General features: G+C 67.8%; 11 protein-coding genes and 1 pseudogene. 8 read left to right on the forward strand and 4 right to left on the reverse strand.

Annotated features, from left to right (window positions below; translation table 11 throughout):
• The first annotated feature begins 91 nt into the window (after nt 1-91).
• The 3 genes from ACCD06_RS20710 to ACCD06_RS20720 all read left to right on the forward strand — a co-directional run bounded on the left by ACCD06_RS20710 (nt 92) and on the right by ACCD06_RS20720 (nt 5286).
• Nucleotides 92-844 carry an electron transfer flavoprotein subunit beta/FixA family protein gene (locus tag ACCD06_RS20710; protein WP_413344060.1) on the forward strand — a complete coding sequence of 251 codons (753 nt, stop codon included), beginning with the start codon at nt 92-94 and terminating at the stop codon, nt 842-844.
• 1 nt (nt 845) lies between these two features.
• Nucleotides 846-1772: an electron transfer flavoprotein subunit alpha/FixB family protein gene (locus tag ACCD06_RS20715; protein WP_413343146.1), complete on the forward strand. Its 927-nt coding sequence runs from the start codon at nt 846-848 to the stop codon at nt 1770-1772.
• Between the two features lie 67 nt (nt 1773-1839).
• Nucleotides 1840-5286: a pyruvate carboxylase gene (locus tag ACCD06_RS20720; RefSeq protein WP_413343148.1), complete on the forward strand. Its 3447-nt coding sequence runs from the start codon at nt 1840-1842 to the stop codon at nt 5284-5286.
• A gap of 36 nt (nt 5287-5322) precedes the next feature.
• Here the strand turns inward: ACCD06_RS20720 and ACCD06_RS20725 are convergent.
• The 4 genes and pseudogenes from ACCD06_RS20725 to ACCD06_RS20740 form a co-directional block, all read right to left on the reverse strand.
• Nucleotides 5323-6134 (reverse strand): annotated as a pseudogene (locus ACCD06_RS20725) (IS701 family transposase).
• Between the two features lie 424 nt (nt 6135-6558).
• Complete coding sequence (locus tag ACCD06_RS20730) at nt 6559-6834, reverse strand: hypothetical protein (RefSeq protein ID WP_413343150.1); 276 nt, start codon at nt 6832-6834, stop codon at nt 6559-6561.
• Nucleotides 6835-7217: 383 nt separating this feature from the next.
• Nucleotides 7218-7985 (reverse strand): IS5 family transposase, encoded by a 768-nt coding sequence (locus ACCD06_RS20735; protein WP_413343152.1) that lies wholly within the window; start codon nt 7983-7985, stop codon nt 7218-7220.
• A gap of 89 nt (nt 7986-8074) precedes the next feature.
• The gene (locus ACCD06_RS20740; protein ID WP_413344062.1) at nt 8075-9010 is read right to left on the reverse strand and encodes an IS110 family transposase; all 936 of its coding nucleotides are present in this window, start codon (nt 9008-9010) and stop codon (nt 8075-8077) included.
• Nucleotides 9011-9437: 427 nt separating this feature from the next.
• Here ACCD06_RS20740 and ACCD06_RS20745 point away from each other — a divergent pair, with 427 nt between their 5' ends.
• From ACCD06_RS20745 to ACCD06_RS20765, 5 genes are all read left to right on the forward strand, one after another.
• Nucleotides 9438-10313 (forward strand): AraC family transcriptional regulator, encoded by an 876-nt coding sequence (locus ACCD06_RS20745; protein WP_413343154.1) that lies wholly within the window; start codon nt 9438-9440, stop codon nt 10311-10313.
• A gap of 90 nt (nt 10314-10403) precedes the next feature.
• Nucleotides 10404-13442 (forward strand): xanthine dehydrogenase family protein molybdopterin-binding subunit, encoded by a 3039-nt coding sequence (locus ACCD06_RS20750; RefSeq protein ID WP_413343156.1) that lies wholly within the window; start codon nt 10404-10406, stop codon nt 13440-13442.
• Nucleotides 13439-14275 (forward strand): FAD binding domain-containing protein, encoded by an 837-nt coding sequence (locus tag ACCD06_RS20755; protein WP_109155684.1) that lies wholly within the window; start codon nt 13439-13441, stop codon nt 14273-14275. Before ACCD06_RS20750 ends, ACCD06_RS20755 begins: the two co-directional genes overlap by 4 nt.
• Nucleotides 14263-14793 carry a (2Fe-2S)-binding protein gene (locus ACCD06_RS20760; RefSeq protein WP_413343159.1) on the forward strand — a complete coding sequence of 177 codons (531 nt, stop codon included), beginning with the start codon at nt 14263-14265 and terminating at the stop codon, nt 14791-14793. The genes ACCD06_RS20755 and ACCD06_RS20760 overlap by 13 nt, the downstream gene beginning before the upstream one ends.
• The gene (locus ACCD06_RS20765) at nt 14786-16387 is read left to right on the forward strand and encodes an AMP-binding protein (RefSeq protein WP_413343161.1); all 1602 of its coding nucleotides are present in this window, start codon (nt 14786-14788) and stop codon (nt 16385-16387) included. Before ACCD06_RS20760 ends, ACCD06_RS20765 begins: the two co-directional genes overlap by 8 nt.
• Nucleotides 16388-16411 lie beyond the last annotated feature (24 nt).

Here is a 16411-nt window from a genome sequence, read left to right on the forward strand (position 1 = left end):
GGTGACGAGACAACAGGCCGTGGCGATCGCCGCGCAGGGCGATGCGCGATGTCACGGCCTTACCCATACGGAATTAGGGAGGGATGCCGAGTTGAGCAGGGTGCTGGTGCCCGTCAAACGGGTGGTCGACTACAATGTGAAGGTCCGCGTGAAGGCGGACGGCTCGGGCGTGGAGACGGCCAACGTCAAGATGTCGATGAATCCCTTCGACGAGATCGCTGTCGAAGAGGCGGTTCGCTTGAAGGAAGCCGGCAAGGCCACCGAGGTGGTCGCCGTCTCGATCGGCCCGGCCGGCGCCCAGGAGACGCTGCGGACCGCGCTGGCGATGGGTGCCGACAGCGCCATCCTGGTGCAGACGGATGCCGAGCTGCAGCCGCTCGCCGTCGCCAAATTGCTCAAGGTGCTGGTCGAAAAGGAAGCTCCGCAGCTGGTGCTGCTCGGCAAGCAGGCGATCGACGACGACTGCAACCAGACCGGCCAGATGCTGGCGGCGCTGCTCGGCTGGCCGCAGGGCACGTTCGCCTCCAGGCTGGTGCCGGGCGAGGGCAGGCTGACGGTCACGCGAGAGATCGACGGTGGTCTGGAGACCATCGAGCTGGCGCTGCCGGCGGTCGTCACCACCGACCTGCGCCTGAACGAGCCGCGCTACGCCTCGCTGCCAAGCATCATGAAGGCGAAGAAGAAGCCGCTCGAGACACTCACGCCCGACGCGCTCGGCGTCGATGTGGCGCCACGTCTGACGACACTCAAAGTGACCGAGCCGCCCAGGCGCAAGGGCGGCATCAAGGTGGCCGATGTGGCCGCCCTCGTGGACAAGCTCAAGACGGAAGCGCGGGTGATCTGACATGACGATCCTGATCCTGGCCGAACACGACAACGCGTCGCTCAAGACCGCCACGCTGTCCGTCATCGCCGCCGCCCGGAAGATCGGCGGCGAAGTCCACGTCCTGGTTGCCGGGCAAGGCGCCCGCGCCGCGGCAGAGGACGCGGCCAAGGCCGACGGCGTCGCCAAGGTGCTGCTGGCCGAGGACGCAATCTACGCGCATGCGCTGGCCGAGCCGCTGGCCACACTGCTGGCAAGCCTGGCGCCGGGGTACGGCCATGTGCTGGCGGCGGCGACCTCCACGGGCAAGAACGTGCTGCCGCGCGTGGCGGCGCTTCTGGACGTGGCGCAGATTTCGGAAATCACCGCGGTGGTGTCGCCGGACATTTTCGAGCGGCCGATCTATGCCGGCAACGCCATCGCCACGGTGCGATCGGCGGATTCGGTGAAGGTCATCACGGTGCGCAGCACCGCCTTCGATCCGGTGGCGGCGACCGGTTCGGCGCCGGTCGAGGCGCTGGCGACCACGACCGATCCGGGGATGTCCAGCTTCGTGTCGGCGGAGCTGTCGAAGTCCGAACGGCCGGAGCTGACCTCGGCGCGGGTGGTGATCTCCGGCGGACGCGGCATGCAGTCGGGGGAGAACTTCCATCTTTTGGAAGCGGTGGCTGACAAGCTGGGCGCCGCGGTCGGTGCGTCGCGCGCCGCAGTGGATGCGGGGTATGTGCCGAACGACTATCAGGTCGGGCAGACCGGCAAGATCGTGGCGCCGGATCTCTATATCGCCGTCGGCATATCGGGGGCCATCCAGCATCTGGCCGGCATGAAGGACAGCAAGATCATCGTCGCGATCAACAAGGACGAGGAGGCGCCGATCTTCCAGGTCGCCGACTACGGCCTCGTCGCCGACCTGTTTACGGCAATGCCGGCCCTGGACGCCGCCTTGTAGGGGTGACGCCAACCCTCCGTCAGGTCCGGACGGCTTCCGGATGTTCTCTTCTGGTCGGGATATCGTGATGCATGCCTCCCCCTTTCGCAAAATTCTGGTCGCCAACCGGGGCGAGATCGCCATTCGTGTGCTGCGTGCGGCTACCGAACTCGGGATCCCGACCGTCGCCGTCTTTGCATACGAGGACCGTTTTTCACTGCACCGCTTCAAGGCGGACGAGAGCTATCGGATCGGCGAGGGCAGGGGACCCATCGAGGCGTATCTCGACATCGACGCCATCATCGCCACCGCCGTCCGCACCGGCGCCGACGCCATCCACCCCGGCTATGGCTTCCTTTCCGAGAACCCGGACTTCGCGGACGCCTGCGCCGCGGCGGGCATCACCTTCATCGGTCCGTCGGCCGACACCATGCGCCTGCTCGGCAACAAGGTGGCGGCGCGCACCCTTGCCGTCTCGGCCGGCGTTCCCGTCATGCCCGCAACGGGCGCACTGCCCGACGACGTTGCCGGCGCGGCGCGCCTTGCCGCGGAGATCGGCTATCCCCTCATGCTGAAGGCAAGTTGGGGCGGCGGTGGCCGTGGCATGCGCGTCGTCGAGACGGCTGAGGGCCTTCCGGATCTGGTCGCCGCCGCCCGGCGCGAGGCCCAGGCCGCTTTCGGCAACGGCGAGCTTTACCTTGAGAAGCTCGTCCGCCGCGCCCGTCACGTCGAGGTGCAGGTTATGGGCGATGCGCACGGCACGCTCGTCCACCTGTTCGAGCGCGACTGCTCCGTCCAGCGCCGCAACCAGAAGGTCGTCGAGCGCGCCCCGGCCGCCTACCTGACGGCGGTCGAGCGCGCCGCGCTGTGCGACGCCGCACTCACGCTTGCCCGCGCTGCCGGCTACCGCAACGCCGGCACCGTCGAGTTCCTGATGGACGCCGACACCGGCGCCTTCTACTTCATCGAGGTGAACCCGCGCATCCAGGTCGAGCACACCGTCACCGAAGCGGTCACCGGCATCGACCTCGTGAAGGCGCAGATCCGCATCGCCGCCGGGGCCCGCATCGGCGATGCCGGGAGCGGGGTTCCGGCCCAGAGCGACATCAACTTGTCGGGTCACGCCATCCAGTGCCGCATCACCACCGAGGATCCGGACAACAACTTCGTCCCCGACCACGGCCGCATCAGCCTGTACCGTGGCGCCAACGGTTTCGGCGTCCGCCTGGACGGCGGCACGGCCTACTCCGGAGCGGTGCTCACTCGGCACTACGACAGTCTGCTGGAGAAGGTGGTCGCCTGGGCGCCGACCCCGGACGAGGCGATCGCCCGCATGGACCGGGCCCTGCGCGAGTTCCGCATCCGCGGCGTGACGACCAATCTCACCTTCCTTCAGGCGCTGATCGCACATCCGGAGTTCCGCGCCGCCACCTGCACCACGCGTTTCATCGACACCACGCCCGAGCTTTTCCGCCGCCCGCCGCCCCGCGACCGCGCCAGCCGGCTGCTGACCTACATCGCCGACGTGATGGTCAATGGCTATCCCGAGCTGAAGAGCAAAGCCGCTCCCCGTCCGGCACAGCCGAAGCCGCCCGCCATGTCCGCGGACGCGCCGCCGCCGGGCCTCAAGCAGCGCCTGGAGTTGGACGGGGCCGACGCCCTGGCCCGCTGGGTGCGCGAGCAGCGCAAGGTGCTGGTGACCGACACCACCATGCGCGATGCCCACCAGTCGCTGCTGGCCACCCGGGTTCGAAGCCACGATCTGCTCGCCGCGGCGCCGGCTTATGCCCGACTGCTGCCGCAGCTGTTCTCGGTGGAGTGCTGGGGCGGCGCTACCTTCGACGTGGCCATGCGCTTTCTCAAGGAGGACCCGTGGGAGCGCCTCGCCGGCCTGCGGGCGGCGATGCCGAACCAGCTGCTGCAGATGCTGCTGCGCGCGTCGAATGCGGTGGGCTACGCCAACTACCCGGACAACGTGGTGCGCCACTTCATCCAACAAGCGGCGTCGGGCGGCGTCGACGTGTTCCGCGTCTTCGACAGCCTGAACGGGGTCGAGAACATGCGCGTCGCAATCGACGCGGTTCGCGGGACCGGGGCGATCTGCGAGGCGGCCCTCTGCTACACCGGCGATCTGCTCGATCCGCGCCGGCCCAAGTACGACCTGAAATACTACGTGGCCCTCGCGAGGGAACTGGAGGCGGCGGGCGCCCACATCCTCGGCATCAAGGACATGGCCGGCCTGTGCAAGCCGGCCGCTGCCGCTCTGCTGGTGCGCACGCTGCGCGAGGAGGTCGGGCTGCCCATCCACTTCCACACCCACGACACCTCCGGCGCCGGCGCGGCCAGCGTGCTGGCTGCTGTGGAGGCCGGGGTGGACGTGGTGGACGCCGCCATGGACAGCCTGTCGGGGTTGACGTCGCAGCCCCCCCTGGGTTCCATCGCCGCGGCGCTTGAGCATACGGCGCGCGACACCGGCCTTGACCGGCGGGCGATCACGGTGCTGTCCCAGTATTGGGAGCAGGTGCGGCGATGCTATGCGCCGTTCGAGAGTGACGTGCGTGCCGGTTCGTCGGAGGTCTACCGGCACGAAATGCCCGGCGGCCAGTACACGAACCTGCGGGAACAGGCACGCGCGCTCGGTTTGGAGGAGCGCTGGGATCAGGTGGTCGAAGCCTACGCCACGGTGAATCGGTTGTTCGGCGACATCGTCAAGGTGACGCCGACGTCGAAGGTGGTCGGCGACATGGCGCTGATGATGGTCGCCGGCGGGCTGGGCGAGGCGGATGTGCTCGACCCGGCAAAGGAGATCGCCTTCCCCGATTCGGTGGTGCAGCTGATGCGCGGCGAGATCGGCCAGCCGCCGGGCGGCTTCCCGGACGCTTTGCAGCGCAAGGTGTTGAAGGGCGGGACGCCGCTGGCCGGCCGGCCCGGTGCGCTGATCCCGCCGGCCGACCTGGAGGCGGAGCGCGCCGCGGCGGAGCGTGCGGCAGGCCATCCGGTCGATGACTGCCAACTCGCCTCATACCTCATGTACCCGACTGTGTTCACCGACTACGCCAAGCACCGTGCGGTTTATGGTGACGTCGGCGTGCTCCCCACCCCGGTTTTCTTCCACGGGCTGGTGCGGGGCGAGGAGGTGTCGCTGTCTCTGGAAGCGGGCAAGACGTTGCTCATGCGTTACCTGGCGATCGGGGAGGCCGACGAAGCTGGGCAGCGCGCCGTATTCTTCGAACTGAACGGGCAGCCGCGCACGATCGAGGTACAGGACCGCTCGGTAACACCGACGCGGGCTGGACGGACCAGGGCGGAGAACGGCAACCCCGCCCATATCGGGGCGCCGATGCCTGGGCTGATCACCGGGATCCTGATCCGGCCGGGCCAGCGGGTCGAAGCCGGCGACGCGCTGATGTCGCTGGAAGCGATGAAGATGGAGACCATCGTGCGCGCCGATCGCCCCGGTACGGTCGAGCGCATCGTGATCGAGCAGGGATGGAGTGTCGAGACCAAGGATCTGCTCGTTGTGGTATCCGATTGAAGGGGAACTGAACCGCACTAGTACTACAGCCGGTCTCTATCGGTTTTTGTTCGGCGTTTCCAATGAGACCAGCGTGCCCGCTGTTGATGTCGTCTTCGCCATATGGACCAAGCGATAGCGACGGTGGGGAGGAGTTACCGGCCGGCCAAGGCTGCCAGGAGGGTGCGGATCTCGGGCACGGTCAGGGGGAGAAGGTCGGCGGTCAGGTTGAGCCGGTCCTCTCCCCCCAATGGCCGTCATGCGCACGACGGTGAGGAAGGCCAAAGCCAGCATGGCCAGCGTGACGTGCCGGCGCCAGCCCGTCCACGACCGAACCTCATATTGGTCGAGCCCGACCTCGCCCTTGGCGGCCTCGAAGCAGGACTCGATGGTCCAGCGCGATCCCACTCCTCGGGCAGGTGGAGTGTGCGGTCGACCAGAACCCGGCCGCGCCGGGTGGCGTAGCCGAGGAAGACGCCCACCTGACAGTTCTCGATCCGTCCGGCGGTGCCGGAATACTGCCGTTTCACCCCGACCGAGCGGTCCCCTTTCTTGATGAAGCCGGTCTCGTCCAAGATCAGGACGGCCTCGTCGTCGCTCAGGTACTCGATGACATAAGTTTGGAGGTCGTCGCGCACGGCATCGGCATCCCAGCGGGTCCGGCCCAGGAAATCCTGCATTGCCGCTGGTGAGGGATCACCCAAAGCTTCGGCCAACTGCCAGCCGGTCTTGCGCTCCAGCGGCGCCAGCAGGCCCTGTACGTACCGCACAGCACGTTGACGACCAACTGCACTATAGAACGAGTGCAGTCCGTTGATCAGCCCTGCTAGGGCGTCGGACCAAGCCGCCGCTTGCGCCATGCCACTCATGCTCAGACCCTCCCGCAGGATCCAAGCTCAACAGCTCAACAGCTCAACAGCTCAACAGCTCAACAGCTCAACAGCTCAACAGCTCAACTCGCCCAGTCGAGACCGGCTGTAGTACTAGAACTCGAAAGCGTCCCGACCTCCATTTTTGGTTAGCTGCGCATCGCTGCTGTAATCTCGACTCTGCGCAGCATTCCTGCATTTGCAGCCGATGCGCTGGCATGTCAACCATAAGAAGTTTCCACCAAGTGACATGGTGGCGATACTCATTGGCTCGAATCTGCTTGGGTGACCTGTTCTTTACGCCCATGTCGGGCGCACGTTCGGTAAAAGCCAAATCCTGCCCCCGCAACCACCGACACTGACGGCCCTGTTCGGAAGGTCCGGGGCGTTCGTGCGTCTGAGCCTTGCGCATCTGAGCAGCGCCCTACCAGACAGCCAGGATGCTGGCCAGTTCGCCATGCAGGTCGGCGTCCAACCCCGCCCCGGCAGGGGAGGGCATCAGGGCAACGCGCTCGATCATGATCCGCACCATTTCCATCGCCTCGGCGCTGTCCTCGCCGCCAGCGAGGGCCGTCTTCAGCGCTTCCACCTTGCGGCGGTAGGGGGGCAGCAGTACCGCCGGCAGATCGGCGTCGGACTCCTCCGCTGCGGCGAGCAACTGGGCTTTGCCCGCTTCCAGGCTGTTCAGGCGCTCCTTCATCGACTCGTGATACGGCCCCTCCTCGATCGTCTTGGGGCTCCTCGCCGGCACGTACGACGGAGGCGGCGAAACGCAGCACATGGCCGCGGGCGGTCTTCAGCGAGCTGGGGCGCAACGGGCAGGCCGGACCCAGGTCGTCCAGCGGATCGGCGCCGGACAGCCGCCGCATCCATGCCTCCAGATCGGTGGCAAAGGATGGCGGAAGGAGGTGCAACGGCAGCTGGTAGTCGTCCCGGTTGTGCAAGGCATTCTTGGTCGGCGTGTAGCCCAGCGCCTCCAGGCAGAGCTGGAGGAAGTCGACCAGAGGCCCGCTGGCGGCCCCGCTTATGTCGTCCCAGGAGGTGCCGAGCGGACGGTCGCTGATCGCCTCTTAGGGGCGGTCTTCAGAATGCACTGAGGCGGTTTGCGATGATGAAGATGGCGGCGGCAGTGAGCAAGGAGAGGACGATCCGTCCGAGCCTATCCTGCCGTCGATCCAGGCGTTTGTTCGCGAGTAGCCAAGCGCAGCCGTGCTCGACAACGCATCGGACCTTGCCGAGCCCGGAGCCATGGGGCTCGCCGATCTTGCGGATGTGCGGTTGAACCCCGTCACGTAAGCAGAGCCAACGGTTATCGGCACTGTCGTAGCCTGCGTCGGCGTAGAGCTTGGCAATGGCGGCGCAGACCACCTGGGCCAGGCGCAGCAAGTCCGGGAAGAGCATGGTGTCATGGACATTGGCGGCTGACGGCATGACCGCCAGTGGCAGGCCGTCAGTGGAGACCACCACGTGATACTTGGTGCCGGGCTTGCCGCGGTCGGTCGGGTTTGGTCCGGTCAACTCACCACCGTGCTTTGCACGTACCGAACAACTGTCGACCACGACGTCCCAAGCGGCGGCATCGGGACCGGAGCGCGCCATACGGACGAGGACGGCATGGACACGGCGGAGCAACGCTGTCGTGTCCCATTTGTCCAAGCGGCGGCGCAGGGTTGAGCCTGAGGCGCGCCCGTCCGCCGCCCGAAGTTCGCGCCACTGGACGCCCTCACGCAGGAAGAAGCGGAGGGTTTCGATGACCTCCACGGTGGACATCGGCGGACGCCCGGGGCCGGCAGGCCGAGCCTCGATCCGGTCGATGAGCCCTGCAACCAAGTCCGCAACTGTCGGTCCCATGCCCGCCTCTCTGTGCCAAAGGCACAGGAAACCGACAGCAGATCAGCGGGTTTCCGGAGGGGTGATCATCGGATGAGCAACTGTCTTGTTCATGTGTTGGTGGGAATGGCTGCCAGTGCGTCACGGACCCGAGCGTTGAGAATTGTCAGCATTTTGTGGATGACAGCGACGACGGCGACCTTTCCCGGCTTTCCGGCGGCTCTGAGGCGCTTGGAGAAGGCTTTGAGGGTTGGATCATATCGCATGGCGGTTAGTGCGGCCATGTAGAGTGCGTTGCGCAGTCCAAGGCGCCCACCGCGGATCATGCGCTTGGCGTCGCTCTTGCCGCTTTGGCGGGTGTAAGGGCACACCCCAACCAATGCGGCGATCTTTCGCCGGTCGAGCCTGCCCAGTTCAGGCAACTCGGCCAGCAGGGTGGCGACCGTGACCGGGCCGACTCCCTTGATCGAGTGGATCGGCTTGGTCACGGCGGTCCAGGCCGGATTGGCCTGGATCTGCTTGGCGATCTCGTCGCTGATCCGCTCGATCAGCGTTTCGAGCCGGGTCAGCAGGCCGCGCGTGGCACGGCGCAGGGAGGTGCTGGTCAAGCCACGCAGTTGATTGTCCAGCGCGGTCTTCTGCTCGATCAGCTGGCGGCGCCAGCGCACAGTCTCAGCCAGCCGCTCGGTGGCTTGGTCGAAGACCGCCGGGGTGGTGGTGAAGGTCTGGGCGAAGCGGGCGATGACGCGGGCGTCGATGGCGTCGGTCTTGGCGAACTGACCGGCGGCCTCGGCGAAGCGGCGCACGCGTACCGGATCGAGGATGGAGACGGTATAGCCCGCCTCGGCGAACTTGCGGGCGCAGCCCTTCTCGAAGCCACCGCTGGCCTCCAGGGCGATGGTGATCTGGGCCGGCTCGCCGTGGCGTTCCAGCCACGCCATCAGTTGTTTCCAGCCCTGCTCGGTGTTGTCCACGCGCCAGGAAGCGTTGCCGGGCAGGAGATGGACATCGAGAGCGTCTTTGCTTACATCAATGCCGACAAATATGAGAAGAAGTGCCATTCTTCGGATCCCTTCCTTGCCTGTTCGGCGGTCGTGCCAGGCAACTGTTCGGGCGTGGAAGACGGCGGAGCGGTCCCAAGCTCATCCGCGGCCGGCCAGGGCCAAGGGTTTAGCGGGTGCCGCTCCACCCTGGGGGGTGGGGCATGCCCCACCCCCCAGGGCTTCTTCTCTAGCAAAATTCAAAGACACAAGGGTTCTGGAAACCGCCTCTAAGGTCGATCCGCCATCTTCGGGCAGCAGGCCGGCACTTCTTTTTGCCGCTCCTTCTCCTCTTACCGGCAGCCATGCGTCCAAGGGATCCCGTCCGATGGATCTGGTAAAGGCGGCCGCTGATGATTAGCTTGTAAAGCAAACTATCGAAGATTACCCCTGCGGCCGCTGGCTGCGGGCGGGTAGAAAGGGATCGGACGCCATGTCGAAAGCGATGCGCATCCATCAGGGAAGCTTTGGCCGCGTCGCCTTGTTGGACATGGACAATGCGCTGATCCATCACGCGCATCCCCATTGCCATGTGCTGATCAAGGCGTCCGGCGCCGACACCCGTTTCGCGGTGGGGGAACAGCTCTATCCGCTGCGCGACGACACTGCGGTTCTGGTCAACAGCTGGGAGGCCCATTCCTATGCCCACCAGCCGGGCGCTCCGCGCACGGTCATCCTGGCGCTGTACATCGAACCGCGCTGGCTTGGCGCCATGCAGAGGGAACTCAACGCCAGCGGCAATCCCGGCTTCTTCGCGCAGTCCTGCGGCGAGCTGACGCCGTACATCCGCCGGCTGGCCGACCGTATGGCAGCCGAACTGCTGTATGACGATCCGTCGGGCGAGCGGATGGAGGAGGCGCTGTTCGACCTGATGATCGCCATCATCGACCGTTTCTCCGAATGGCGGACGCTGGGCGGCACGCGCCATGCCGCCCCGGCGGCCGGCGACTTCCGCATCCGTCAGGCCATTCGTTTCATGCGGGGAACCCTGGGCGAGGAATTCGACGCCGGCCGCGTCGCTGCCGCAGCCGGTCTGTCGCGTGCCCACATGTTCCGGCTGTTCCAGCAGACGATGGCGATCACCCCGGCGCTCTATTTCAACGTGTTGCGGATGGAAGCGGCCATCGACGCCATGGCCGCCGGGCTGGAGAGCGCCACCGAGGTGTCCGGCCGGCTCGGCTTTTCGGCGCCCAGCCATTTCAGCCGCTTCTTCCGCAACCACCAGGGCGTGACGCCCACCGAATACCGCCGCGTCGTCAATCTGGTGGACCGGGCAGGCGGCGGGCCGCCTGAGGCCGGGCATGCATGAAAATGAGACGCTAGGGTAAATCGCGACACTCCACGGTAAAAGCTTTGCGGGGCGAACGGTCTAGTCTTCTCCGGTAACCGGAGGATGACGATGACGGCCACCCAAACGGCCCCTGCGACCGCCACGCAGACCATTGAAGTCAAGCCAAGTCCGGCGCCATTCGTCGGCCGCGCGATGCCGCGGGTCGAGGATGCGGCGCTGCTGACCGGCGTTGCCCGCTATGCCGACGATCTGCCGGTGAAGCCCGGCACCCTCCACGCCGCGATCCTGCGCTCGCCGCATGCCCATGCCGACCTTCTGGGCATCGACATCACTGCCGCGCTGGCGGTTCCCGGCGTCGCCGCCGTGGTGACCGGGGCCGACGCCAAACGCCATGCAAGCGCGTTCCTGGTCGGCATCCGCGCGCCGATGGAGCATTGGTGTCTCGCCATCGACCGCGTGCGCCATGTCGGCGAACCGGTGGCGGTGGTGCTGGCCGACAGCCGCTATCTGGCCGAAGACGCGCTCGACCGCATCGAGGTGCGCTACCGCCCGCTGCCGCCGGTGACCTCGATTGCCCAGGCGTTGGAGGAAGGGTCGGAGCCGCTCCATCCGGCGGTGGGCTCCAACCTCGTCAACAGCCGCAGCTTCCGCTACGGCGATCCCGAGGCCGCCTTCGCCAGCACCGCCCGCACCGTGTCGGTCGAGGTCGAGTATCCCCGCAACTCCTGCACCCCGATGGAATGCTTCGTCGTCCTCGCTGATTACGACGCGGCCGAGGATTCCTACGAGGTGCTGTCGAACTTCTCCGGCCCCTTCGCCGTCCATCCGGTGATGGCGAAGGCGCTGAACGTCCCGGGATCGCGGTTGCGGCTGAAGACGCCGCCCCATTCCGGCGGCAGCTTCGGCAACAAGCAGGCGGTGTTCCCCTATGTCGTGCTGATGGGGCTGTGCGCCCGCGTTGCCGGCCGGCCGGTGAAGTGGGTGGAGGACCGGCTGGAGCATCTGATGGCCGCCACCTCGGCCACCGCGCGCCGCATGCGTATCGACGCGGCGGTGGAGCCGGACGGCCGGGTGCTGGCTCTGCGGATGGAGCAGACCGAGGATTGCGGCGCCTATCTGCGGGCGCCGGAACCGGCCTCGCTCTACCGCAACCACGGCAACCTGACCGGCGCCTACGACATTCCCAACCTGGCGGTGACCAACCGCATCGTCGTCACCAACAAGACGCCGACCGGTCTCAATCGCGGCTTCGGCGGCGGGCAGCTCTATTACGGGCTGGAGCGGCTGATGAACCGGGTGGCGGCGGAGTTGGGGCTCGACCCGCTCGACGTCATCCGCCGCAATCTGGTGGCGGTCGACGCCATGCCCTACCGCACCGCGTCGGGCGGGACGCTCGACAGCGGCGACTACCGCGCGACGCTGGACCAGGCGGTGCGCGAGGGTGCGCTCGATGCGCTGAAGGCGCGGCGCGACGCGCTGCGGGCGGAGGGGCGGCTCTACGGCATCGGCTACGCCGCGGTGGTGGAGCCGTCGATCTCCAACATGGGCTACATCACCACCGTCCTGACCGCCGATGAACGGCGCAAGGCCGGACCGAAGAACGGCGCGCAGGCGACCGCCAGCGTCGCCGTCGATCCCACCGGTGGCGTGTCGGTGACGGTGGCCTCGGCTCCGCAGGGGCAGGGGCACCGCACCGTGCTGGCCCAGGTGGTGGCCGACGTCTTCGGCCTGCGCTTCGAGGACATCCGCGTCAACACCGACCTTGACACCGGCAAGGATGCCTGGTCGATCGCTTCGGGCAATTATTCCAGCCGCTTCGCCGGGGCGGTGGCGGGGGCGGCCCAGGTGGCGGCGACCCGGCTGCGCGGGCGCATGGCGGTGCTGGTCGCCGGACAGTTGAACTGCCGGGCCGACGATGTGCGCTTCGCCAGCGGCAAGGTCTTCTCCGAGGCCAACCCGGACAACAGCCTGTCCTTCTCCCGCGTTGCCGCCGCCGGCCACTGGGCGCCCGGCACGCTGCCCGACGGGCAGGAGGCGGCGCTGCGCGAGACCGCCTTCTGGACGCCGGAGCCGCTGAAGGCGCCGACCGACGCCGACCACATCAACAGTTCGGCCTGCTACGGCTTCATTTTCGATTTTTGCGGCGTGGAAATCGACCGGACGACGAGTGCGGTGCGGATCGACCGCTACGTCACCATGCACGATGCCGGCCGGCTGCTGAACCCGCTGCTGGTGGAGGGTCAGATTCTTGGCGGCTTCGCCCATGCCGTCGGCACCGCGCTGTACGAGGAATACGCCTATGGCGATGACGGCCGCTTCCTGTCCGGCACCTTCGCCGACTATCTGGTGCCGACCGCCTGCGAGGTGCCGGTTCCCGTCATCCTTCACCGTGAAAGCCCGTCGCCGGTAACGCCGCTCGGCGCCAAGGGGGTGGGGGAGGGGAACTGCATGAGCACGCCGGTCTGCCTCGCCAACGCGGTGGCCGATGCGCTGTCTGCCGCTTCCGTGGACGGGCCGCCGTCCTTGCCGATCACCCCCGCTAAACTGGCGGCGCTGATCCATCCGCCTGAACCGCCGCGACCGGCGCCGGCGGCCGGCGCCAGGGAAATTCCGCCGTCGGCCGCCGCCAAAGGCGGGCGCGGCCTGACCGGGGAGGGCAGCCGCGAGGTGCCGGCGAACCCCGAACAAGTCTGGGCCATCCTGCTCGACCCGAAGGAGCTTGCGGCGCTGCTGCCCGGCTGCGAGGCGCTGGACCTCGTCGGTCCCAACGCCTACCGGGCGGAGGTTGTTGTCGGCATCGGCCCGGTGCGTGGTCGCTACACCGCGGAGGTGGCGCTGTCCGACCTCGACCCGCCCAACGCGCTGACCCTGGCCGGCAGCGGCACCAGTGCGCTCGGATCGGGCAGCGGCACCGGGCATGTCACGCTGGAGCGCACGCCCACCGGCACGCGCGTCACCTACCTGTATGGCGCGTCGGTCGGCGGCAAGGTCGCTGCGGTCGGCGGCCGGATGCTGGACAGCGCGTCGCGCCTGCTGATCGGCCAGTTCTTCGAGAAGCTGGTGGCGCGCGCCGGTGGCACCGCCGCACCGGCCGAACACCCGTCACTTCTGGCGCGCCTGCTGCGCCTTCTGGGACTCAAGCGATGAAACCCGCATCCTTCGACTATCTGCGGCCGGCGACCGTCGCCGACGCGCTGGCGGCGCTGGCGGCCGGGGGTGACGACGCCCGCGTGATCGCCGGCGGCCAGTCGCTGATGCCGATGCTGAACATGCGGCTGGTGCAGCCGCGCCTGCTGATCGACCTCGGCCGGCTGGAGGAGCTGCGCACGCTGCGCGCCGACGATGGCTGGCTGACCGTCGGCGCCGCCGTCACCCAGGCCGAGGTTCTGGCCCGTCCGACCCTGGCCCAGGAAGTGCCTCTGCTGGCCGCCGCCCTGCCGTGGGTTGGCCATTTCCAGACCCGCAACCGCGGCACGCTCTGCGGATCGGTCGCTCATGCCGACCCCAGCGCCGAGACGCCGCTCTGTCTGGTCGCCACCGGCGGCGAGGTGGTGCTGCGCAACCTGCGCCGCCGTCGCACCGTCGCCGCCGCCGATTTCTTCCTGGGGCCGCTGACCACCGTGAAAGCGTCGGACGAGATCGTCGAATGCGTCCGCTTCCCGCTGGCCCGTCCGGGCAGCGGCCATGCCTTCCGGGAGCAGTCGATGCGGCATGGCGATTTCGCCATCGCTGCCTGCGCCGCCACAGTGGATGGGGAGCGCGCCAGCCTCGCCGTCGGCGGGGTGGCGGACCGGCCGACGCTGCGCTCCTGGCCGCTCGCCGCTGGCAGGCTGCCGCCGGACCTCGACGAGGCGCTGAACGCCTTCGCCTGGGATCTCGGCGGCGACGACGACCAGCACGCCACCGCGCGCTACCGCCGCGACCTCGTCCGCCGGATCGGCCGCACCGTCCTTGAGGAGGCCCTGTCATGCCGCCGCTGAAATCAACATCGCCGCTGGCGGCGGAGACGCGCCATGCCGTCTCCATCGTCCTGAACGGCACGCCGCGCACCGGCCACGCCCATCCGCGCCTGCTGCTGAGCGATTTCCTGCGCCACGAGCTGGGCGCCCACGGCACCCGCGTCGGCTGCGAACACGGCGTCTGCGGCGCCTGCACCGTCCGCATCGACGGCGTGGCTGCCCGCGCCTGCCTGACCCTGGCGGTCCAGGCCGACGGCCGGCGCATCGACACCGTCGAAGGGCTGGCGCAGGCCAACGAGGGGCGCATGACCGCGCTTCAGGAGGCTTTCCGCCAGCATCACGCCCTGCAATGCGGCTTCTGCACGGCCGGCATCCTGATGTCGCTGACCGATTACCTGGGCCGCAATCCCAAACCCACCGAAGAGGAGCTACGCGACATGCTGAGCGGCCATCTTTGCCGCTGCACCGGCTATGCCGGCATCGTCCGCGCCGTGATGGAGGTCACGAGCCGGACGATGGAGGAGGTCGCCCATGTTTGACCTCGGCCGCAGCATCCTCGCCAGCGCGGAGCGCAGCCCCGACGCGGTCGCCATTATCGACGGTGATCTGCGGCTGACCTACGCGCAATGGCTGGAGCGCATCCGCCGGCTGGTCGGTGCCTTCGACCGGCTGGCCTTGTGCCCCGGCGACCGCATCGCCACCGCGCTGCAGAACACTTGGGAGATGGCGACCATCCATTGGGCCTGCCAGTTGGCCGGCATCGCTGTCGTGCCGCTGAACTGGCGGGTGAAGGCCGACGAGTTGGACTATTGCCTGCCCGACGCCGAGGTGCGCGCCCTCTTCTATCAGGATGTTTCGGCCGACGCCGTCAGGGACTCCGCCGCGGCGCGGGCGCTGCCCCGCATTGTGATTGGCGATTGGGCGGTCGGCGATCCGGGCGATGGAAGCGACCACCGCTTCGCCGATCTGCTGGAAAGCGAGATGGCCCAAGCGCAGCCGCGCGCCATGGCAGAGCATGTCTCGCTGTTCCTCTACACCTCCGGCACCACCGGCAAGCCCAAGGGCGTGCCGCGCCGTCACCGGACGGAGCGCGCCTCCGCAATCGCCCATGTCGCCCAGAATTGCTACCGGCGGGGCGAGCGGACGCTGGGGGTCATGCCGCTCTACCACACGATGGGAGTGCGTTCGCTGCTGGCGATGGCGTTGGTCGACGGCTGCTTCGTCTGCCTGCCGCGCTTCGACACCGGCCGCGCGCTTGAACTGATCGCGGCGGAGCGGCTGACCTGTCTCTATCTGGTGCCGACGCTGTACCACGACCTGCTGGCCGACCCGGACTTCGCGCGGAGCGACGTGTCGTCGGTGCGCAAGCTGGGCTTTGCCGGGGCATCGATGACCGACGGCCTGCTGAAGCGGCTGGACGCCGCCTTCCGGCCCGAGCTGTTCGTCAACCATTACGGCTCGTCCGAGATCTACACCTTCACCATCGACCAGAACGCCCCGGCAAAGCCGGGATCGGCCGGCAAGGCGGCGCTGAACCAGCGCATCCGCATCGTCCGCCTCGGCAGCTTCGATCCCGACGCGTGCGCCGCGGCCGGAGAAGAGGGGCAGATCGTAGCCGACCTGTCCGGCGACGAGTCCTTCGAAGGTTATTGGAAGCGGCCGGACGCCGACGCCAAGGCGCTGCATGCCGGCTGGTATTTCACCGGCGACATCGGTTTCCTCGACGCCGACGGCGACCTCTTCGTTACCGGCCGGGTCGACGACATGATCATCACCGGCGGCGAGAACGTCTCGCCGGTCGAGATCGAAAGCGTGCTGTCGCTTCATGACGGCGTGCTGGAGGTCGCGGTCGCCGGCTTGCCCGACGAGCGCTGGGGCCAGCGGGTCGTCGCCTTCATCAAGCGCGCCCGCGGCGTCGAGGCGAAGGATCTCGACGACCATTGCCGCACCTCCGGCCTCGCCAACTTCAAGCGCCCGCGCGAGTACGTCTTCCTCGACGAAATCCCGAAATCGCCGGTCGGCAAGATCCTGCGCCGCAAGCTTCAGGCCGGCGAATTCGCGCTCGAACACAAGCCCGCTGAACATAAGCCCACTGAACACAAGCCGGCCGAACACAGCCCGACACTCTCCTGAACACTGCCTTCATCCATGGAGTTC

This window comes from Azospirillum sp. CT11-132, from assembly GCF_047302835.1.
Lineage (GTDB): Bacteria > Pseudomonadota > Alphaproteobacteria > Azospirillales > Azospirillaceae > Azospirillum.